Origin of the sequence: Paraclostridium bifermentans (assembly GCF_964259345.1) — a bacterium.
GTDB lineage: Bacteria > Bacillota > Clostridia > Peptostreptococcales > Peptostreptococcaceae > Paraclostridium > Paraclostridium bifermentans_B.
In genome coordinates, this window is record NZ_CAXVJR010000006.1 from 1 (window position 1) to 21,514 (window position 21,514).

Annotated in this window: 15 protein-coding genes; 7 read left to right on the forward strand and 8 right to left on the reverse strand. The window is 30.8% G+C overall.

Going from position 1 to position 21,514, the window contains the following annotated elements:
• The first annotated feature begins 319 nt into the window (after positions 1 to 319).
• The 3 genes from ACEXNK_RS12450 (at position 320) to uvrA (ending at position 5,845) form a co-directional block, all read left to right on the forward strand.
• Positions 320 to 745: an acyl-CoA thioesterase gene (locus tag ACEXNK_RS12450; protein ID WP_373598869.1), complete on the forward strand. Its 426-nt coding sequence runs from the start codon at positions 320 to 322 to the stop codon at positions 743 to 745.
• A 254-nt stretch (positions 746 to 999) separates the two neighbouring features.
• On the forward strand, positions 1,000 to 2,967 hold the full coding sequence (gene uvrB, locus ACEXNK_RS12455; RefSeq protein WP_373598870.1) for an excinuclease ABC subunit UvrB: 1,968 nt from the start codon (positions 1,000 to 1,002) through the stop codon (positions 2,965 to 2,967).
• Positions 2,968 to 3,019: 52 nt separating this feature from the next.
• Positions 3,020 to 5,845, forward strand: a complete 2,826-nt coding sequence (gene uvrA, locus ACEXNK_RS12460) for an excinuclease ABC subunit UvrA (RefSeq protein WP_373598871.1) — start codon at positions 3,020 to 3,022, stop codon at positions 5,843 to 5,845.
• A gap of 40 nt (positions 5,846 to 5,885) precedes the next feature.
• Here uvrA and ACEXNK_RS12465 read toward each other — a convergent pair whose 3' ends face one another.
• The 5 genes from ACEXNK_RS12465 to ACEXNK_RS12485 all read right to left on the reverse strand — a co-directional run bounded on the left by ACEXNK_RS12465 (position 5,886) and on the right by ACEXNK_RS12485 (position 10,375).
• Positions 5,886 to 6,842, reverse strand: a complete 957-nt coding sequence (locus tag ACEXNK_RS12465) for an ABC transporter ATP-binding protein (protein WP_373598872.1) — start codon at positions 6,840 to 6,842, stop codon at positions 5,886 to 5,888.
• Positions 6,835 to 7,866, reverse strand: a complete 1,032-nt coding sequence (locus ACEXNK_RS12470) for an ABC transporter ATP-binding protein (RefSeq protein WP_373598873.1) — start codon at positions 7,864 to 7,866, stop codon at positions 6,835 to 6,837. The genes ACEXNK_RS12465 and ACEXNK_RS12470 overlap by 8 nt, the downstream gene beginning before the upstream one ends.
• A gap of 20 nt (positions 7,867 to 7,886) precedes the next feature.
• On the reverse strand, positions 7,887 to 8,948 hold the full coding sequence (gene opp3C, locus ACEXNK_RS12475; RefSeq protein WP_373598874.1) for an oligopeptide ABC transporter permease: 1,062 nt from the start codon (positions 8,946 to 8,948) through the stop codon (positions 7,887 to 7,889).
• Positions 8,948 to 9,892, reverse strand: a complete 945-nt coding sequence (locus ACEXNK_RS12480; RefSeq protein WP_373598875.1) for an ABC transporter permease — start codon at positions 9,890 to 9,892, stop codon at positions 8,948 to 8,950. Before ACEXNK_RS12480 ends, opp3C begins: the two co-directional genes overlap by 1 nt.
• 126 nt (positions 9,893 to 10,018) lie before the next feature.
• A complete protein-coding gene (locus tag ACEXNK_RS12485) occupies positions 10,019 to 10,375 on the reverse strand; it encodes a DUF3899 domain-containing protein (protein WP_373598876.1) in 357 nt (118 codons plus the stop codon).
• A gap of 312 nt (positions 10,376 to 10,687) precedes the next feature.
• Here ACEXNK_RS12485 and ACEXNK_RS12490 point away from each other — a divergent pair, with 312 nt between their 5' ends.
• The 4 genes from ACEXNK_RS12490 to hprK all read left to right on the forward strand — a co-directional run bounded on the left by ACEXNK_RS12490 (position 10,688) and on the right by hprK (position 17,177).
• Positions 10,688 to 12,370: an ABC transporter substrate-binding protein gene (locus tag ACEXNK_RS12490; RefSeq protein WP_373598877.1), complete on the forward strand. Its 1,683-nt coding sequence runs from the start codon at positions 10,688 to 10,690 to the stop codon at positions 12,368 to 12,370.
• 191 nt (positions 12,371 to 12,561) lie between these two features.
• Positions 12,562 to 14,235 (forward strand): ABC transporter substrate-binding protein, encoded by a 1,674-nt coding sequence (locus tag ACEXNK_RS12495; RefSeq protein WP_373598878.1) that lies wholly within the window; start codon positions 12,562 to 12,564, stop codon positions 14,233 to 14,235.
• Between the two features lie 160 nt (positions 14,236 to 14,395).
• The gene (gene uvrC / locus ACEXNK_RS12500) at positions 14,396 to 16,204 is read left to right on the forward strand and encodes an excinuclease ABC subunit UvrC (protein WP_373598879.1); all 1,809 of its coding nucleotides are present in this window, start codon (positions 14,396 to 14,398) and stop codon (positions 16,202 to 16,204) included.
• 28 nt (positions 16,205 to 16,232) lie between these two features.
• Positions 16,233 to 17,177: an HPr(Ser) kinase/phosphatase gene (gene hprK / locus ACEXNK_RS12505; RefSeq protein WP_373598880.1), complete on the forward strand. Its 945-nt coding sequence runs from the start codon at positions 16,233 to 16,235 to the stop codon at positions 17,175 to 17,177.
• A gap of 34 nt (positions 17,178 to 17,211) precedes the next feature.
• Here the strand turns inward: hprK and ACEXNK_RS12510 are convergent, their stop codons facing one another.
• From ACEXNK_RS12510 to ACEXNK_RS12520, 3 genes are read right to left on the reverse strand one after another with little or no spacing between them, the layout of a single operon-like run.
• A complete protein-coding gene (locus ACEXNK_RS12510; RefSeq protein WP_373598881.1) occupies positions 17,212 to 18,984 on the reverse strand; it encodes an NADH-dependent [FeFe] hydrogenase, group A6 in 1,773 nt (590 codons plus the stop codon).
• 12 nt (positions 18,985 to 18,996) lie between these two features.
• The gene (locus tag ACEXNK_RS12515; protein WP_373598882.1) at positions 18,997 to 20,871 is read right to left on the reverse strand and encodes an NADH-ubiquinone oxidoreductase-F iron-sulfur binding region domain-containing protein; all 1,875 of its coding nucleotides are present in this window, start codon (positions 20,869 to 20,871) and stop codon (positions 18,997 to 18,999) included.
• A gap of 18 nt (positions 20,872 to 20,889) precedes the next feature.
• Entirely contained in the window at positions 20,890 to 21,387 is a 498-nt protein-coding gene (locus ACEXNK_RS12520; protein ID WP_373598883.1) for an NADH-quinone oxidoreductase subunit NuoE family protein, read from the reverse strand.
• Between the last annotated feature and the right edge of the window lie 127 nt (positions 21,388 to 21,514).

Sequence of the window (21,514 nt, forward strand, 5' to 3'; positions counted from 1 at the left end):
GTTAAGCTCTTTAGCGCCGATGGTACTTGGTGGGAAGCTGCCTGGGAGAGTAGGACGTAGCCGCGTAATCTTTTTTTATGTGTCAAAAAATAAAATTGAAAAAATTTTATAAAATATGAATATAAATCAAAAAATGGGACATCATATAAGTATAAATAAATACTCAATCTCCCCCATTTAAAAGGTCTCTATCCCCCATAGAGGCCTTATTTTTTACGCTTAAGGAAAATATATTTAACTAATATTTGTATAAATAATAAATTGATTTAGTTAAGTATATATTTTAAAATATACTTAATATGTCATCAGGAGGTAGAGTATGAAATATAATGAAACTTATAGACTTGTAAAAAGTGAAGACTTAAATCACCATGGAACATTATTTGCAGGAAGAATGACAGAATGGTTTGTTGAAAATTGTTTCATAACAGTAGCAAATGAGTATAAACATCCAGAAAATTTAGTATGTCTAAAAGTACATGATCTTGGATTCACAAGACCAATAAAAAAAGGGGATATAATAAATATTAAGTCTAAAATTATTTATGCAGGAAATACTAGTTTAACTGTATATGGTAAAGTTAATAGAAATAATACAGAAGATGTAGTTGTAGATGGTTTTATAACGTTTGTATGTGTAGATGAAAATGGGCAAAAAATGAATCACAATATAATTGTAGATGAAAAAAATGATAGTGAGGATTTAGAAATATTAAACAGATTAAATAATATAAGAAAATATTAATAAAGTAAGTACATAATTTTTTAGTAAATAAGATTTCTATTTTAATGGGAGTCTTTTTTACTACTAACAATTATATTTAAATAAAATTTATGGATAAGTTATAAAATACATATCAATATATTTTATTTGAGTATAAAAAAATATTTAAAACACTATAAAAAAGAGAATATTAATATAGAGTGATAAAATACGTGAAAGCTATGCTATAATATAATAGAATATAGTGAACAGATGTTCGGTTAGGAGTGGATATTGTGGAGTTTAAAATTCAATCTGAATATAAGCCTACAGGTGACCAACCAGAGGCTATAAATAAAATTGTTAAATCGATAAATAATAAGGGAAAATTTAATACATTACTTGGAGTTACAGGTTCAGGAAAGACTTTTACTATGGCTAATATAATACAAAATGTTAATAAGCCTACATTAATAATAGCTCATAATAAAACTTTAGCAGCTCAACTTTATAGTGAGTTTAAAGAATTTTTTCCTGAAAATGCTGTAGAGTATTTTGTTAGTTATTATGACTACTATCAACCTGAAGCTTATGTAGCTCACAGTGATACATATATAGAAAAAGATGCAAGTATAAATGATGAAATAGATAAATTAAGACATTCAGCTACAGCAGCTGTTTTAGAAAGAAGAGATTGTATTATAATTTCTTCAGTATCATGTATATATGGATTAGGGGATCCAGAAGATTATAAAGAGCTTATGGTTTCTTTAAGACCTGGAATGGAAAAAGATAGAGACGATATTATAAAAAGATTAATAGAAATACAGTACGAAAGAAATGATGTGAATTTTACAAGAGGTACATTTAGAGTAAGAGGTGATATTTTAGAAATATTCCCTGCTAATACAGATGAAAGAGCTATTAGAATAGAATTTTTTGGAGATGAAATAGATAGAATAACAGAGATAGACTATTTAACAGGAAAGATAGTTGGACAAAGAAATCATGTAGTTATATTCCCTGCTTCACATTATGTTACAACGCAAGAAAGAATAGATAAAGCAATAGTAGATATACAAGATGAATTAGCAGATAGAATTGACTACTTTAAAGATAATGATAAATTGATAGAAGCTCAAAGAATAGACCAAAGAACTAGATATGACATAGAAATGCTAAAAGAAATAGGTTTTTGTCAAGGGATAGAAAACTACTCTAGACATATAACTGGAAGAGAACCAGGAGATAAACCATATACATTAATGGATTTCTTCCCGGATGATTATTTAATTATAATAGATGAATCTCATGTAACAGTACCTCAAATAAGAGGTATGTATGCAGGAGATAGATCAAGAAAATCTTCTCTTATAGACAATGGTTTTAGATTACCTTCTGCATATGATAATAGACCTTTAAACTTTAATGAATTTGAAGAAAATATAAATCAAATATTATTTGTTACAGCTACACCAGGGCCTTATGAAATAGAACATTCAACAACTATTGCAGAGCAAATAATCAGACCTACGGGACTATTAGACCCAGTAATTGAAGTCAGACCAATTGATAATCAAATAGATAATTTAGTAGGTGAAATCAATACTATAGTAGATAAAGGTGAAAGAGTTCTTATAACTACTTTAACAAAGAAAATGAGTGAAGACTTAACTAATTACTTAAAAGAAATAGGTATAAAAGTTAAATATCTACACTCTGATATAGATACTTTAGAAAGAGTAGAAATAATAAGAGATTTAAGATTAGGTAAATTTGATGTATTAGTGGGTATAAACTTACTAAGAGAAGGATTAGATATTCCAGAAGTTTCTTTAGTAGCAATACTAGATGCTGATAAAGAAGGATTTTTAAGATCTGAAACATCTCTTATACAAACAATAGGTAGAGCCGCTAGAAATGCAAACGGTAGAGTAATAATGTATGCCGATAAAATAACAAGATCAATGCAAAGTGCTATCGAAGAGACTAAAAGAAGAAGAGAAATACAAACGCATTATAATGAGGAACATGGAATTATACCTCAAACTATTAAAAAAGGAATAAGAAATGCTATAGAAGCAACTAAAGTAGCGGATGAAGAAGCTATATATGGAGAAATAAATGAAAATGATATAGATAGTATTAGAGAATCTATTGATAATCTTCAGGCTGAAATGATGATGGCTGCAGAAAATCTTCAATTTGAAAGAGCAGCAGAGCTAAGAGATAAAATAAAAGAATTAGAAGAAAAATTGAAATAAAATAATCAATAAAGAATAATAGACAAATTTGTACTATGAAAGGATTATATTTATGAATGATAACATTATAATAAAAGGAGCTAAAGAACATAATTTAAAAAATGTAGACTTAACAATACCTAGAGATAAATTTATAGTTTTTACAGGACTTTCAGGTTCTGGAAAATCATCTTTAGCTTTTGATACAATATATGCAGAAGGCCAAAGAAGATATGTAGAGAGTTTATCTGCATATGCAAGACAATTTCTAGGTCAAATGGAAAAACCAAATGTTGAATATATAGAAGGCTTATCACCAGCTATATCTATAGACCAAAAAACAACATCAAAAAACCCTCGTTCTACAGTTGGAACAGTTACAGAAATATATGATTATTTAAGATTACTTTTTGCAAGAGTGGGAGAAGTACATTGTCCTACTTGTGGAAAGAAAATAAGTCAGATGACTATACAAGAAATAGTAGATAAAATGATGGATTTTCCAGATAGAACTAAACTACAAATATTATCACCTGTGGTAAGAGGGCAAAAGGGAACTCATAAAAAAGTGATAGAGAATATTAAAAAAGAAGGATTTGTAAGAATCAGAGTAGATGGTGAAAATTATGAAGTTACTGATGATATAGATTTAAATAAAAATAAAAAACATGATATAGAAGTTGTTGTAGATAGAATAATAATAAAAGATGGAATAGAAACTAGATTAGCAGATTCTATAGAAACAGCTGTTAAATTATCAGATGGACTTGTAATAGCACAAATAATAGATGGTGAAGAAATTATGTATTCTACTAAGTTTGCTTGCCCAGAACATGGTATAGGAATAGAAGAACTATCACCTAGAATGTTCTCGTTTAATAGTCCATTTGGAGCATGTGATACATGTAATGGATTAGGAGAAAGTAAAGAAGTAGATCCAGACCTTGTAGTTCCTAACAAAGAATTATCAATAAAACAAGGAGCTATAGCTGCTTGGGGTTCAGTTGGAACTAATGATGATACTTATTACAGCAAGATGGTAAAAAGCTTAGCTGAAAAGTTTAAGGTAGATTTAGCTACACCTTTTAAGGATTTACCTGAAGATTTTGTACAAGAATTACTTTATGGTCATGACAATGTAATGGTTGAATTTGTATATGAATCTAAGTATGGTGGAAATAGATTGTATAAAGCTCCATTTGAAGGAGTAATAGTAAATCTAGAAAGAAGATATAGAGAAACAAATTCAGAGTATTCAAGAGAAAAAATAGAAGAATTTATGGCAGAAAGACCATGTCCAAGATGTAAGGGAAATAGATTAAGAAAAGAAGTTCTTTCTGTATTAGTAGATGGAAAAAACATAATGGAAGTTACTGATTACTCAGTTAATGAACTTATAGATTACATTGAAAATATAAACTTAACAGAGAAACAAAAGTTTATAGCACATGAAATATTAAAAGAAATAAAAGGAAGAGCATCTTTCTTAAGAGATGTTGGACTTGATTATTTAAATTTATCGAGAAAAGCAGGAACGTTATCTGGTGGAGAAGCTCAACGTATAAGATTAGCAACTCAAATTGGATCAGCATTAGTAGGAGTTTTATATGTTTTAGATGAGCCTAGTATAGGTTTACATCAAAGAGACAATGATAGATTAATAAAAACCTTAAGACATTTAACAGATATAGGAAATACTCTTATAGTTGTAGAACATGATGAAGATACAATGAGAGAAGCTGATTATATTGTAGATATAGGTCCAGGCGCAGGTGTCCATGGTGGAGAAATAGTAGCAGAAGGTATGTTAGATGAAATACTAAGAAATCCTAACTCTATAACAGGACAATATTTAAGTGGGAAAAAAGTTATAGAAATTCCAGAAACAACAAGAGAAGGTAATGGAAAGTTTTTAGAAATAGTGAAAGCTACAGAAAATAACTTGAAAAATATAAATGTTAAGTTCCCTTTAGGTAAATTTACATGTATAACAGGGGTATCAGGCTCTGGAAAAAGTACATTAATAAATGATATATTATACAAAGGGATAGCTACTAAAATTAATAAACTAAGAGATAGACCAGGAAAACATAAAGAAATTAAAGGTATAGAGAATATAGATAAAATTATAAATATAGATCAAAGTCCAATAGGTAGAACTCCTCGTTCAAATCCAGCTACATATACAGGTGTATTTGATCTTATAAGAGATTTATTTGCAACTACTAATGAAGCTAAAGCTAGGGGATATAAAAAAGGAAGATTTAGCTTTAATGTAAAAGGTGGTAGATGTGAAGCTTGTAAAGGTGATGGAATAATAAAAATAGAGATGCATTTTTTACCTGATGTATATGTTCCTTGTGAAGTTTGTAAAGGGGAAAGATACAACAGAGAAACTTTACAAGTTAAGTACAAAGACAAAACAATTTCAGATGTATTAGATATGAATGTGGAAGAAGCTCTTAACTTCTTTGAAAATATACCAACTATAAAAAGAAAGTTAGAAACACTTATGGATGTTGGACTTTCTTATATAAAATTAGGGCAACCTTCAACTCAACTATCAGGAGGAGAAGCGCAAAGAATTAAGCTTGCAACTGAGTTAAGTAAAAGACCAACAGGAAAAACTTTATATATATTAGATGAACCTACAACAGGACTTCATATGGCAGATGTAGACAAGTTAATAACTGTTTTACAAAAGCTTGCAGATACAGGAAATACAATAGTTGTAATAGAACATAATTTAGATGTTATAAAAACTTGTGACTATATAATAGACCTTGGACCAGAAGGTGGAGATAAAGGTGGAGAGATAGTCGCAACAGGTACTCCTAAGGAAGTATCTAAAGTAGAAGGTTCTTATACAGGACTTTTCTTAAAAAAATATTTTGAGTAAATTAAAACGAGGATAATATATTATCCTCGTTTATTATTTATTATTTACTTGTAGCTTCTTTTTGAGCTAATTCTTTTTCATATTCAGCGAACTCAGGATCAGAACCAAATATGAAATGACCAGGTCTTATTTCTAACCACTTAGGTTGATGTTCAGAGTAATCATGCATCTTAGGATCGTATTTTATACGAACTCTATGTCTCTCATGCTCTGGGTCAGGAAGTGGTATAGCTGACAATAATGATTTTGTATATGGGTGAAGAGGATTAGCATATAACTCTTCAGCTGTAGTTAATTCAACTAATCTACCGTGGTGCATAACACCTATACGGTCACTTATATACTTAACCATTGAAAGGTCATGTGCTATAAATAAGTATGTTAATCCTTTTTCTTTTTGTAACTTTCTAAGTAAGTTTACAACTTGTGCTTGTATAGAAACATCAAGTGCAGATATAGGTTCGTCTGCTATTATAAACTTAGGTTGTATAGCTAAAGAACGAGCTATACCTATACGCTGTCTCTGACCTCCAGAGAATTCATGAGGATATCTTCCTGCATGTTGCTCATTAAGACCAACAGTTCTTAAAAGTTCGTAAACTATTTGAGTTCTTTCTTTTTTATCTTTATATAAACCATGTATATCAAGACCTTCAGCTATTATATCCATAACCGTCATACGAGGATTAAGACATGCCATAGGATCTTGGAATATCATTTGCATATTTTTATTTAAAAATGCTCTTGTATCTTTATCTAATTTTTTAGCAGATAAATCTTTTCCATCAAATACTATCTCACCACCAGTTGGATCATAAAGTCTTATAATAGCTCTACCTGTAGTTGATTTACCAGAACCAGATTCACCAACTAATCCAAAAGTTTCTCCTTCATATATATGAAAACTTATATCATCAACAGCCTTAACAACACTTTTCTTATCGATAGGGAAGTATTGTTTAAGATTTTTAACTTCTAATAATTTTTTCTTACTCATGTGAAGACACCTTCTTTCTTCCTATGCTTGCAGGTCTTTCTAATTTAGGAGCCAATGGGTGTAATAACCATGTAGAAGCAGAGTGAGTTTCACTAACTTTAAACATAGGAGGCTCTGCAACAAAATCTATTTTAAGTGCATCCTTATTACGAAGAGCAAATGCATCTCCTTCAGGAGGATTCATTAAATCTGGTGGAGTACCAGGTATGTTGTATAAATCATTATCTCCTATATCAAGGCTAGGCATAGAAGCTAGTAGTCCCCAAGTATATGGATGTTGAGGATTATAGAATACATCGTCAGATGTACCGACTTCTATTATCTTACCAGCATACATAACAGCAACTCTATCTGCCATATTAGCAACAACTCCAAGGTCATGAGTTATAAATATAACAGCAACTCCAGTTTTCTTTTGAAGATCTTTTATAAGTTCTAATATTTGAGCTTGTATAGTAACATCAAGAGCAGTAGTAGGCTCATCTGCTATAAGTACTCTAGGATTACAAGCAAGTGCTATAGCTATTACTATACGTTGACGCATACCTCCAGAAAATTGATGAGGATATTGTTTAGCTCTTTTTTCAGGGAAAGGTATACCAACAAGATCTATAAGCTCTATAGCTTTTTTCATAGCTTCATCTTTATTCAAACCTTGATGCTTTATTATACCTTCAGCAATTTGCTTACCTATTGTAGTAGTTGGATTAAGAGAAGTCATAGGATCTTGGAATATCATAGCTATGTCTTTACCTCTTATAGATTCCATCTCTTTTTCAGGAAGCTTAGTTAAATCTTTCCCATCAAATAGTATTTCACCATTTTTTATAAGTGCATTTGAAGACATTATTCTCATTATAGTTTTACAAGCTACTGATTTCCCAGAACCAGACTCACCAACTATAGCAAGAGTTTCTCCTTTATGTAAATCAAATGTAACATTTCTAACGGCTTGAACTTCTCCCCCGAAAGTTTTAAAATGAACCTTTAGATTTTTAACTTCTAATAATTTTTCTTTTCCCATAAAACTCATCCCCTCTCTAACTATTGATTACGCATTTTAGGGTCAACAGCATCCCTTAAACCATCTGCAAGTAAGTTAAGACTAAATATTAATAAACATATTACTACAGATGGAACTACCATCATATAAGGATTTGTTAGAAGTTGCTTAAATCCATCATTTATTAATACTCCTAGTGATGCATAAGGAGGTTGTAGTCCTAAACCTATAAAGCTTAAGAATGCTTCATAGAATATAGCTGAAGGTAATGAGAACATCATCATAACAACTACAGGCCCTATTATATTAGGGAATAAATGCTTAACTATTATCTTTTTATCTGAAGCTCCTAAAGTTCTAGAAGCTAAAACGAATTCTTGATTTTTAAGTCTAAGTACATGAGAACGAACTATTCTTGACATTCCAGTCCATCCGGATATTGCCATAGCAAGAGACATAGAAAGTACTCCTGGTTCAAATACTAATATAAATAGAGTAAGTATAACAAGACTTGGTATACCAGTTAATATTTCTATAAAACGTTGCATATACATATCGATCTTTCCACCATAGTAAGCAGATACACCACCATATGTAACACCTATTAACAAGTCATATACAGCAGCTAATATAGCTATGAATAGAGAAACTCTAGCTCCACTCCAAGTACGTGTCCAAAGGTCACGACCTAAGTCATCTGTACCAAACCAGTAATTAACTCCATCTTCTACACCTTTTTGTTCATAAACATCAACTTCTGAAACTTTACCATCAAAGCTTGTTTGCTTTTTAGTACCATCTAATATCCCAAGAGATGAAACTACAGGCATTCTAGGTGGTAATTTAGCATGACGTAAGTTTTGTTGGTCATAAGCATACTCATTAAACATTGGACCAAATATAGTTAAAAAACAAATTACTGATAATATTATTAATCCAGTAAGAGCTCCTTTATTTCTAAATAATCTTTTTCTAGCATCTTGCCAAAATGTTAAACTTGGTCTAGTTATTGCATCATGCTGAGTCATATCAGCAGGACTAACCTCAAATAAATCAGCAGTTATAGCAACTTCTTTACCATCAATTATAACCTTATCTATCATTAAGCTTTCCCCCCTGCAACACGTATTCTAGGATCTATAACTCCATATAAGATATCTACTAGTAATATTACACCTATGTAGCATGCGCTATAGAATATAGAAACACCAGATATACAGAATAAATCATTAGTTGTTATAGATGTTACTAATAAATCTCCTAATCCTGGAACTGCAAAAACCTTTTCAACAACTAGAGATCCAGTTAATAAACTAACTGTTAAAGGTCCAAGCATAGTTATAACAGGGATTAAAGCATTTCTTAAAGCATGCTTTATTATTACAGCAGCTTTAGTTAATCCTTTAGATTTTGCAGTAACTATGTAGTCGGCATTTAATACCTCAACAAGTTCAGTTCTAGTAAAACGTGCTATACTTGCTATTGAGAAGAATGCTAATGCTATAGAAGGTAATACAGTCCAAACGTATCTAAAGTCTGATCCGATTGGCATTCCCCATGTAACAGGGAAAATTTGATGCTTTGTTGTTAAATACAATTGAAGTAATGCGGCTAGTACAAATGAAGGTACTGAAACTCCTAAAACAGAGATAACAGTAGCTAAGTAGTCCCAAATAGTATTCTTTTTAAGTGCTGCTACTATTCCTAAAGCTAAACCAACAGAAGCCCCAATAACTAAAGCTTGAGCTCCTAACATAGCAGAAGGTTTTAAACGAGTACTTATTAAATCTTCAACCTTTTTGTTATCATACTTAAATGATCTTCCTAAATCTCCTGTGAATACACCTTTCATATATCTTACATATTGAACTGGAACTGGTGCATCAAGACCGTATTGCTTGTTAATCATTTCAACCTGTTGTTCACTTAACTTTTCATCGTTAAATGGGCTTCCTGGTAATAACCTTACCAAGAAAAATGTAACTGAAATAACAATTAATAATGTCATAAACATAAGTATAAGACGTTTTAAAATATAGCGACCCATCGCTACACCCCCTTGAATAAATTAGTATTATTTAAAAATAAATTCTGATAAGTTTAAAGTGATACCAGAATTTGAAAACTAAATTATTAAAATTGATAAATTATTTATATGAAATAAAATTTATTATTAGTACATAATGAAACTTAAAAATAAAGTACTTAAAGATATGATTAAACCGGATGATAAAAGTGAATTAGTATTAGCGAATTCATATTTTTTATTGATATAATCGTCTATTGTTATATTTCCTTCAGATAAAATACCTCTGCTTCTTTGGAGTTGATTACAAAGTTTGTTATATGCATAGATTGTTAAATTAAATACTCCTTGTTCTGCAACATAAAAGAATACCCCAAGAGCTAAATAAATCATACCTACTATAAAAGATGCATTTATAAAAGAAAATCTTTCAAAACTATTAATCATACAGTAGATTAAACTAAGAATTAAATTTGCTAAAATCAGTTTTTGGAATTTTTTCAATTACATACCCTCCCGTTTGAAATTTAATTACTAAATTATACAAGTTAGGTTTAATATAATATTAGTACGATTTATTCAAAAAAACAATCATTTATATAAAAAATTTATAATATTTAAAAAATTTAAAAGAAGGGATTTAACAAAATAAGTATAATAATTATTATTAAACACTTTTTAAAAATATGAAGTTTACCAAAAAAAAGATTTAATAAAATAAATATTCAAAAAATAATGACATTTACAAAAAATTATTTTATAATCTAAATTAATACAATTAATGGTAAAGAATAAACAAATAAAGGGGGATGTACTATGGTTTTAAAGAAAAAAATGGCTGTAATGTGTGCAACTTCTGCTATAGCTGTAATGGCTTTAGTTGGTTGTAGTAGTACTGGAGGGGGAGATACATCAAGTGGAGGAAGTACTAGCGGAAAAGGCGAAGGAGATCCATACAAAGTCCTTGCAAATCAAAATGCTAGATCTGCGATAGCGATGGCTGTAGACAGACAAGCTATGTGTGATACTATATTAAATAATGGTACTATACCAGCTACATATTTAGTTGCAGAAACTTTAGCTGTCAATGAAGCTGGAAAAGATTATAGAGAAGTAGCAGGAGAGATGGGATATGCTCAAAATGATGAAGAAGCTGCTAAACTATGGGAAAAAGCTAAAGAAGAAGTTGGATTTGATACTCTAACATTAGAGTTATTAACATTTGACTCAGAAAATAGTAAAAGACAAGCTGAGTTTATGCAAGCAGAACTTCAAGGAGCACTTCCAGGATTAACTGTTGAAATAAAATCGCAACCATTTAAGCAAAAGTTAGAGTTAGAAGGTAAAGGAGATTTCCATTTATCATATGCAGGATGGAATCCAGATTATCCAGACCCATTAACATTCTTAGAAACAATGCAAACAGGAATTCAATATGCAACAAATACAGGATATGATAATGCAGACTATAATAAACTTATAGAAGAAGCTAAAAATGCAGCAAATCAAGAAGAAAGTTGGAAAAAATATGCTGAAGCTGAAAAAATGATGCTAGAAGATGCTTATTTAGTTCCTCTTACTCAATCAGCATCATCATATTTACAAAAACCATATGTAAGTGGAAGACTTACTCCATCTTTCGGAGTTCCAGCTATATATAACTGGGTTGAACTAGGAGAAGGTAAAAAAGATCTTAATATAACAAGTACTTCTGATATACCTACTTTAGATGCAAGTAAAGCTGAAGATACAGTTTCATCAGAAGTTTTAATGAATACAATGGAAGGATTAGTTAAGTTAGATAAAGATGGAAAAATAGCTCCAGGGGTAGCAGAAAAATGGGAAAAATCAGAAGATGGTAAAACTTGGACTTTCAATTTAAGAAAAGATGCTAAATGGTCAAATGGAGACCCTGTAACAGCTAAAGACTTTGAGTATTCATGGAAGAGAACTTTAGCGCCAGATACTGCATCAACATATGGATTCATTATGTATGATATAGTAGGAGCTAAAGATTATAACTTAGGAAAAACAGATAATGCAGATGGAGTAGGAATAAAAGCTGTAGATGATTACACATTAGAAGTTCAATTAGTAAGACCAGTACATTATTTTGATAGTTTAATGTTCTTTAAATCATTCTTACCACAAAACCAAAAAGCAGTAGAAGAGTTTGGTAGTGAGTATGGAACTGCAGCAGATAAAGTGGTTTATAATGGACCATTTACATTAACTGATTGGAAGATTGAGGATATATACACAATGAGCAAAAACCCTAATTATTGGGATGCAGGCTCAGTTAAGATAGATAAAGTAAATACAAAGATAGTTAAAGACCCTAATGCTTCATTAAACTTATATGAAACAGGAGATATAGATTTAGTAGGATTAACTTCTGAAAATGTTGATAAATACAAAGAATCTCCAGAATTTAAAACTACACTGAAGGCATCAACATACTTCTTCCAAGTTAACGGTGGAAAAGGCGAAAGTAAATAATATAAATTAATATAAATAGCAGATTTAAATCTATAATACATAGATTTAAATCTGCTATTTTTTATATTAATTTATATTTTTATAAAAATATAAATCATTAAGGACAGATTATAGTGCATATAATATAAAAACACATAATTTAGATGCAATTATAAATACTTAATACAAATTTGTTTAAGGGGGAATAATTAATGGTTCTAAAAAAGAAAATGGCCTTAATGAGTGCAACTGCAGCAATAGCTGTAATGACTATGGTTGGATGTAGTAGTGACAATGGTGGAAGTTCTTCTGGAGGTTCAACTGGAGGAGGAGCAGGAGATCCATATAAAGTTCTTGCTAACCAAAATGCTAGAGCAGCTATAAATATGGCAATAGATAAGCAAACTATGTGTGATACTATAATAAACAATGGTACAAAACCTGCAAATTATTTAACAGGTGAAAGACTTGCAATTAATGAAGAAGGTAAAGATTATAGAGAAGTAGCAGGAGAGATGGGATATAACTATAACCCAGAAGAAGCTACTAAGTTATGGGAAAAGGCAAAGGAAGAAGTAGGGTTTGACACTGTAACATTAGAGTTATTATCATTTGATTCAGATACAGGAAAAAGACAAGCTGAATTTATGCAGGCAGAACTTCAAAAAGCTTTACCAGGACTTACAATAGAGGTTAAAAGCCAACCATTTAAGCAAAAGCTAGAGTTAGAAAGTAGTGGAGATTTCCATTTAGCTCATGGTGGATGGTCACCAGATTATCCAGATCCATTAACATTCTTAGAAACTATGCAAAGTGGATTACAGTATGCTAAAAATACAGGATATAGTAACCCTGAATACGATAAATTAGTAGAAGAAGCTAAAACTGCAGGAAGTCAAGAAGAAAGTTGGGCTAAATTTGCAGAAGCTGAAAAATTAATGCTAGAAGATGCATATATAGCACCTCTTACACAATCAGGATCATCATATTTACAAAAGTCATATGTAAGCGGAAGAGTTACTCCTACATTTGGAGTTGATAGTATATACAATTGGGTTGAATTAGGCGATGGTAAAACTCAATTAAATTTATCTGGGGCATCTGATATACCTACATTAGATGTAAGTAAAGCTACAGATACAGTTTCATCAGAAGTATTAATGAATACAATGGAAGGATTAGTTAAAAAAGATAAAGATGAGAACCTAGTTCCTGGAGTAGCAGAAAAATGGGAAAAATCAGAAGATGGTAAAACATGGACTTTCCATTTAAGAAAAGATTCTAAATGGTCAAATGGAGATCCTGTAACAGCTAAAGACTTTGAATATTCTTGGAAGAGAACATTAGACCCAGCAACAGCATCAACATATGGATTTATTATGTACGATATAGTAGGGGCAAAAGAATATAATTTAGGAGAAGTAGACAATGCAGATGGTGTAGGAGTAAAAGCAATAGATGATTATACATTAGAGGTTCAATTAGTAAGACCAGTACATTATTTTGACAGTTTAATGTTCTTTAAATCATTCTTACCACAAAATCAAAAAGTTGTAGAGCAATTTGGTCAAGAATATGGAACTGCTCATGATAAAATTGTTTATAATGGACCATTTACATTAAGCCAATGGAAATTGGAAGATATATATACAATGAGTAAAAATCCTGATTATTGGGAAGCTGATTCAGTTAAAATAGAAGCAGTAAATACAAAGATAGTTAAAGATAGTAATGCAGCACTTAATTTATATGAAGCAGGCGAAATAGATATAGTAGGATTAAATTCTGAAAATGTTGATAAGTATAAAGATTCTCCAGAATTTAAGACTTCACTAAAGGCAGGAACATATTTCTTACAAATAAATGGTGGTAAAGAGCAAAAATAGATAGTTTTTAAGCTAAAAGAGATGATGGTATTTACATCATCTCTTTTGTTTTTTGAGCAACGGACGAAGTCGTTGGCGATATGAGTAAAGCGAATTTTATAATTTATTTATATTGAAATTAGGGTATAATTTTAATATAAATAATAACCGAGGTGAGGCAATGTTTGATATACAAGAACAGTTAAAAAAACTTCCAGCAGAACCTGGGGTTTATCTAATGAAAGATGAAAATGATAAAGTTATATATGTTGGAAAGGCTATATCTTTAAAAAATAGAGTTAGACAATATTTTCAATCATCAAAAAATCATACATCTAAAGTTAAATCGATGGTCAAAAACATATATAAATTTGAATATATAATAACAGATTCAGAACTTGAAGCTTTAATATTAGAATGTAACTTAATAAAAAAATATAGACCTAAATATAATGTTTTATTAAGAGATGATAAGACTTATCCATATATAAAGGTTACTACAAATGAGGAATATCCAAGAGTATTAAAAGTAAGACAAGTTATAAAGGATAAGGCTAAATATTTCGGGCCATATACGAATACTACTGCTGTAAATGATACATTAGAAATTATAAGAAACACATATCCAATTAGAACTTGTAATATAGACATTCAAAAAGCTATAAAAAATAATATGAGACCTTGTTTGAATAAACATATAAAAAAATGTGTTGGACCTTGTACTGGAGATGTAACCAAAGAAGAATACAATAAAATGATAGAAGAAATAATACTGTTTTTATCTGGTAAAGAAGAAAAATTAATAGAAATTCTTAAAGAAAAAATGAATACATGTGCAAAAAACTTTAATTTTGAAGATGCAGCAATGTATAGAGATAAAATTAAAAGCTTAGAAGATATGATTCAGAAACAGAAAATTGACTTAGGTACTTCAGACTTAAACCAAGATATAATTGCTATGGCAAGAGCACATGATGAAGCATGTGTACAAGTATTCTTTATAAGAAATGGAAAAATAGTAGGAAGAGAACATTATATATTAGAAGGTGTTATGGATAGTTCAAGAGGAGCTATACTATCTTCATTTGTAAAGCAATTTTATATGGCGCAAGATTATATTCCTAAAGAAATTATAATTGAAGATGAAATAGAAGATAGTTTTGTATTAGAAGAATGGTTATCTGAGAAAAAAGGACAAAAGGTATTCATAAAAGTTCCTCAAAAAGGAGAAAAGAAGAGTTTAGTAGAAATGGTAAGAAGAAATGCAGTTGAGTACTTAGAGAAGTTTTCTAATATGAATAAATTAAAATATCAAAAAAGTATAGGTGCTTTAGAAGAATTAACAAATTTAATAGGTTTGGATAAAATACCTAAAAGAATAGAGTCTTTTGATATATCTAATATTCAAGGAGTAGACTCAATCGGTTCTATGGTAGTATTCACTGATGGTAAGAAGGATAAAAAAGAATACAGAAGATATAAAATAAAAACTGTTGAAGGTCCTAACGATTATGATTCTATGGCCGAAATTGTAGAGAGAAGATTAAAGTATGGAGATTTACCAGACTTAATGCTATTAGATGGAGGTAAAGGACAAGTTAGCTCAGTTAAGAAAGTTTTAGATAGATATGATGTCAAAATACCACTATGGGGAATGTTTAAAGACGACAAACACAGAACAAAGGGATTAATTTCCCAGGAAAAGGAGATTGAACTCGATAAAACCTCTAATCTGTATAGATTTGTTGCAAGCATACAAGAAGAAGTCCATAATTATGCAATTTCATATCATAGAAGTTTGAGAAATAAATCTTTGACAAAATCTGTATTAGATGATATACAAGGAATAGGAGAGAAAAGAAAAAAAGCTCTTTTAGCTCATTTTAAAGGAGTAGATGAAATAAAAAAAGCTACATTTGAAGAATTACTAGAAGTTGATGGTATGAATAAGACTTCAGCTGAAAATGTATATAACTTTTTTAAATCATAAATATATTACAAAAGGAGTAAAAGACATTATGGATAGCGAAAGAAGTGAAAAATCAGTTTCGATTAGACAGTTAGTTAAGGATTTAGACTTAGAAGTTGTTTATATGCCAGATGATGTAGAATATTATGTTCATTATCAAGATATTCATAGACCTGGACTACAGTTTGCAGGTTATTTTGAACATTTTACTTATGATAGAATACAGATTGTTGGAAGAACTGAATATACTTACTTTAGTCATATGGAGAAAGATGTAAGAAGAGCTGTACTAGACAAGTTTTTTAGTTATGAAGTACCAGCATTAATTGTATCTAGGGGACTTACAGTAAAAAAAGATGTTATAGAGATGGCTAAAAAACATAATAGAGTAGTATTAGCAACGAAGAGAAATACAACTAGATTAATAAATAAATTATCAAATTACTTAGATTCTAAATTAGCGCCTACAACTACTATACATGGAGTTTTAGTTGACGTATTTGGAGTAGGTGTTTTAATAAGAGGGGAAAGTAGTGTTGGAAAATCAGAAACAGCATTAGAACTTGTTCAAAGAGGACATAGACTAATAGCTGATGATGCTGTAGAGATAACTAAAATAGATGAAAATTTACTTATGGGACAATCTCCAGAAGTTCTAAGACATTTTATGGAGATAAGAGGTATAGGAATTATAGATGTCAGAAGCATGTATGGTATAGGAGCAGTTAAGGATTCAAAAGTTATTGATTTAGTAATAAGATTAGAATCTTGGAATGACAGCACTTATTATGATAGACTAGGTTTAGATAAAGAGTATGAGGAAATACTAGGCATAGATGTTGAAAAATTAATAGTACCAGTAAAGCCAGGAAGAAATACAGCTATGATTTTAGAAGTTGCAGCTATGAACTTTAGACAAAAACGTATGGGATATGACTCAGCTAAGGAGTTTACAAAAAAACTTGCTACATTAATAGATAAAAAGAATAACTAAAAAAGGTGTGACAAATATTGTCACACCTTTTAATTTATTCAGTAGCTTCAGCTAAGCATTCTTTACTTTCGAAAAAATCACTTTTATCGAAGTAATGAGTATGAAGATACTTATGAGCTAAATCGCTATAAGGCTCACCTAAAAATTCATCATATATTTTATTTACAGAAGGGTTATTATGAGATTTTCTAACTTCTTTATTTATATCTATATCATATAAGCCTTTCGCACGAGCTTTTATTTTATCATAATCTCCGCAGTGATAAGGTTGACCACCACCTGCAACGCATCCTCCAGGACAAGCCATTACCTCAATAATATGATATTTAGAATTGCCATCTCTAACTTCATCCATTATTTGTTTAGCATTACCTAAACTACTAGCAGCACAGACATTTATAACATTTCCGCCTATATTTATACTAGCTTCCTTTATGCCATCAAGACCTCTTACAGATGTAAAGTTAACATCTTCTAATTCTTCATCAGTAGCCCATTCATAAGCTGTACGAAGAGCAGCTTCTAATACACCACCAGTAGTACCGAATATATCAGCCGCTCCAGTAGATTCGCCCATAGGACTATCAAATGTATCATCTTCTAGATTAAGGAAGTCTATACCTGCTTGCTTAATCATTTTTGCAAGTTCTCTAGTAGTTATAGATATATCAACATCTAAAACTCCATCATTTCCTAACTCTTCTCTAGAAACTTCATATTTTTTAGCTATACAAGGCATAACAGAAACTACAGTTATATCTTGTGGTGTTAAACCTACTTTAGAAGAGAAGTAGTTTTTAGCTACGGCACCAAACATATTTTGAGGAGATTTACAGCTAGAAGGTAAATTTAGTAAATCTGGATATTGATGTTCTAAATAATTTACCCAAGCTGGACAGCAACTAGTAAGTAGAGGTAGATTCTTACCATCCTTTAACCTATGAATAAATTCAGAGGCTTCTTCAAGTATAGTTATATCAGCAGCAAAGTTAGTATCAAATACATATTTAAAACCTAACAATCTAAGAGCAGATACAATTTTTCCAGTTGTAACAACTCCTGGTTCAAGTCCAAATTCTTCTCCTAATGCAACCCTAACTGCAGGAGCTACTTGAACTACAGTTGTTTTTTGTGAATTATTAAGCTCGTTCCAAACTAGTTCTGTATTATTAACTTCAGTTAAAGCGCCTGTAGGACAGACAGCTACACATTGACCACAGAAAGAGCAGTTAGTTTTATCCATATCTTCATTGAAGAATGTAGACACCATTGTTTCGAATCCACGATTAACTCCAGATAAAACACCTACTTTTTGTATTTCAGAACACATAGTTTCACATCTTCTACAAAGTATACATTTATCATGATCTTTTACTATAGATTTACTAGAATCATCTATACCTAGGTTAGTTTTTTCACCTTGATAAGATACACCTCTAACACCTAGGTCTTGAGCTATAACTTGAAGCTCACAATTACCATTTTTCTCACATACAAGACAATCTTGAGGATGGTCTGATAATAAAAGCTCAACAACTGTTTTACGAGCATTAAGTGCACGTTGAGTATTAGTTTGAACTTCCATGCCTTCACGAACATTTGTAGCACAAGCAGGAACTAATCCTCTTTTAGTATCAACCATACATACACGACAAGATGCACATTTGTTATGCATTCCTATTTCATCCATATGAAGGTGACATAGTGTTGGAATTTTTATATTTAGTTTTTTAGCAGCATCAAGTATTGTAGTTTCGTTCTCAACAGATACAGCTCTACCATTTATAGTTAAATTAACTAAACTCATTGCTTACCCCCCTTATTTTTTAACTATTGCATTAAATTTACAGTTATCCATACAAGCTCCACATTTTAAGCATTTGCTTATATCTATTTCATGCTTTTCTTTAACCTTTCCAGATATACATCCAGCAGGACAGACTTTAGAACATTTTGTACATCCTATACAAGCATCTGTAATAACAAAATTTAATAAAGCTTGGCACTTACCAGCAGGACAGCTCTTGTCTACAACATGAGCTTTGTATTCATCATAGAAATAGTTAAGAGTACTTAAAACAGGGTTAGGAGCAGATTTACCTAATCCACATAAAGATGTACTTACTATAGTTTTAGAAAGATTTTCTAAATCTATTAAATCTTGTTCAGTACCTTTGCCATCAGTTATTTTAGTTAATATTTCAAGTAAACGTTTATTTCCTATACGGCAAGGAGTACATTTACCACAAGACTCTTCAACAGTAAATCCTAAGAAGAATTTAGCTATATCAACCATACAGTCCGTATCATCTAAAACAAGCATACCACCAGAACCCATCATAGATCCTAAACTATTTAAATTATCAAAATCAATAGGAGTATCTAAGTAGTCTACAGGGATACATCCTCCAGATGGACCACCAGTTAAAACAGCTTTTAACTTACCACCATCAGGTATACCTCCACCTATGTTGTAAATTACATCTCTTAAAGTTGTTCCCATAGGTATTTCAACAAGGCCTACATTATTTATTTTTCCACCTAATGCAAATACTTTAGTTCCAGAAGATTTCTCAGTACCTATGTCTTTATACCACTGTCCACCATTTTTTATAATAGGAGTTATATTTGCGAATGTTTCAACATTATTAGAGCAAGTAGGAACATCCCAAAGCCCTTTTTTAGTAGAGCTATAAGTTTTCATACGAGGTTCACCACGATTACCTTCTATTGAACGCATTAAAGCTGTACCTTCTCCACAGACAAAAGCTCCTGCTCCATATTTAAGTTCTATATTGAAATTAAAACCAGTTCCTAATATATTATCTCCTAACATTCCTAACTCTTTAGCTTGAGATATAGCTAGTTGAAGTCTTTCTATTGCAAGAGGATATTCAGCTCTTATATATATATAACCAGTATCAGCACCTACTGCATATCCGCAAATTGCCATAGCTTCAAGTACCTTATGAGGATCTCCTTCTAATATTGATCTATCCATAAATGCACCAGGGTCACCTTCATCAGCATTACAGACTACATATTTTTGATCAGATTGAGATTTTCTAGTAGCTTCCCATTTTATTCCAGTAGGGAAGCCGGCACCACCTCTACCTCTAAGTCCAGATGTCTTTACTTCCTCGATAACTTCATCAGGAGTAAGCTCATTTAGACATTTACCAAGCATTAAATATCCGTCATTAGCCAAGTAATCTTCAACTTTTTCAGGATTTATATATCCACAGTTATGTAAAGCTATACGCATTTGTTGTTTATAAAAAGACATATCTTCAGAAGCTTGAACTTTTTTATTTTCAGAAGCTTCATGGAATAATAATCTATCAACAACAATCCCTTTAACTAAATGGTCTTGGACTATTTCTCTAGCATCATCAGCATCAACCTTAACGTAAAAAACGTTATCAGGATGAACCTTAACAATTGGGCCTTGAGCACAGAATCCAAAACATCCAGTTAAAGATACTGATACAGTGTCTTCAAGTCCTGCATTTTTTATTTCTTCTTTTAAACTATCTATGATAGGCATACTATTTGCAGCTCTACATCCAGTATCACCACAAACTAGTAACTCTCGTTTATTATTTTCCTGGATTTTGTTATTTCTTAAAGATAGGTTAGGTTTTAGTTCATTAATTAGATTTTTTAATTCATCGAATGATTTTATTTGACTCATATATTCCCCCCCTTTATATTAACAAGTAGCTTCCAATTGCTTGTACTCGTCTACGATATCTTTTACTTGGTCAACTGTAACTTGACCATAAACTTTTCCATTTACAACAACTACAGGAGCTAAGCCACAAGCCCCAACACATCTTAAACCTTCAAGAGAAAACTTAAGATCTGATGTTGTTTCCCCCGATTTTATTCCCAAAAGATTTTCAAATTCAGCTAAAATTTTATCTGCTCCTTTTACAAAGCATACAGTTCCTAAACACACACTTATTTTATATTCCCCTTTTTGTTCAGTAGTGAAGTAAGAATAGAAACTTACAACTCCATATACTTTAGCTGGAGATACATCCAACCTTTTAGCGATATGAAGTTGAACTTCTTTTGGTAAATACCCAATTAAACCTTGAGCATGGTGTAAAACTTGAATTAGAGCGCCTTTTTTAGTTGGTAGAGCATCTATAAATGCATCTAATTCTTGGAATAACTTGTTATTACATTGAGAACAACTACACATAAAGAACCTCCTTAAAATAAATTATAAAAATTTTACTGCTTACATCATTATATTTCCTATCATATAAATATTATAACTCATTTATTTTAATTGTCTTTACCAATTTCCTAAATTTTCAAAAAATAAA

What these genes read in the sequence shown, in the direction of transcription:
- uvrC (WP_373598879.1), top strand. Translation starts at nt 14,396, where the DNA reads ATGTTTGATATACAAGAACAGTTAAAAAAACTTCCAGCAGAACCTGGG.
- uvrA (WP_373598871.1), top strand. Translation starts at nt 3,020, where the DNA reads ATGAATGATAACATTATAATAAAAGGAGCTAAAGAACATAATTTAAAA.
- ACEXNK_RS12495 (WP_373598878.1), top strand. Translation starts at nt 12,562, where the DNA reads ATGGTTCTAAAAAAGAAAATGGCCTTAATGAGTGCAACTGCAGCAATA.
- ACEXNK_RS12510 (WP_373598881.1), bottom strand. Translation starts at nt 18,984, where the DNA reads ATGAGTTTAGTTAATTTAACTATAAATGGTAGAGCTGTATCTGTTGAG.
- ACEXNK_RS12515 (WP_373598882.1), bottom strand. Translation starts at nt 20,871, where the DNA reads ATGAGTCAAATAAAATCATTCGATGAATTAAAAAATCTAATTAATGAA.
- opp3C (WP_373598874.1), bottom strand. Translation starts at nt 8,948, where the DNA reads ATGATAGATAAGGTTATAATTGATGGTAAAGAAGTTGCTATAACTGCT.
- ACEXNK_RS12450 (WP_373598869.1), top strand. Translation starts at nt 320, where the DNA reads ATGAAATATAATGAAACTTATAGACTTGTAAAAAGTGAAGACTTAAAT.
- hprK (WP_373598880.1), top strand. Translation starts at nt 16,233, where the DNA reads ATGGATAGCGAAAGAAGTGAAAAATCAGTTTCGATTAGACAGTTAGTT.
- ACEXNK_RS12465 (WP_373598872.1), bottom strand. Translation starts at nt 6,842, where the DNA reads ATGAGTAAGAAAAAATTATTAGAAGTTAAAAATCTTAAACAATACTTC.
- ACEXNK_RS12490 (WP_373598877.1), top strand. Translation starts at nt 10,688, where the DNA reads ATGGTTTTAAAGAAAAAAATGGCTGTAATGTGTGCAACTTCTGCTATA.
- ACEXNK_RS12470 (WP_373598873.1), bottom strand. Translation starts at nt 7,866, where the DNA reads ATGGGAAAAGAAAAATTATTAGAAGTTAAAAATCTAAAGGTTCATTTT.
- ACEXNK_RS12520 (WP_373598883.1), bottom strand. Translation starts at nt 21,387, where the DNA reads ATGTGTAGTTGTTCTCAATGTAATAACAAGTTATTCCAAGAATTAGAT.
- ACEXNK_RS12480 (WP_373598875.1), bottom strand. Translation starts at nt 9,892, where the DNA reads ATGGGTCGCTATATTTTAAAACGTCTTATACTTATGTTTATGACATTA.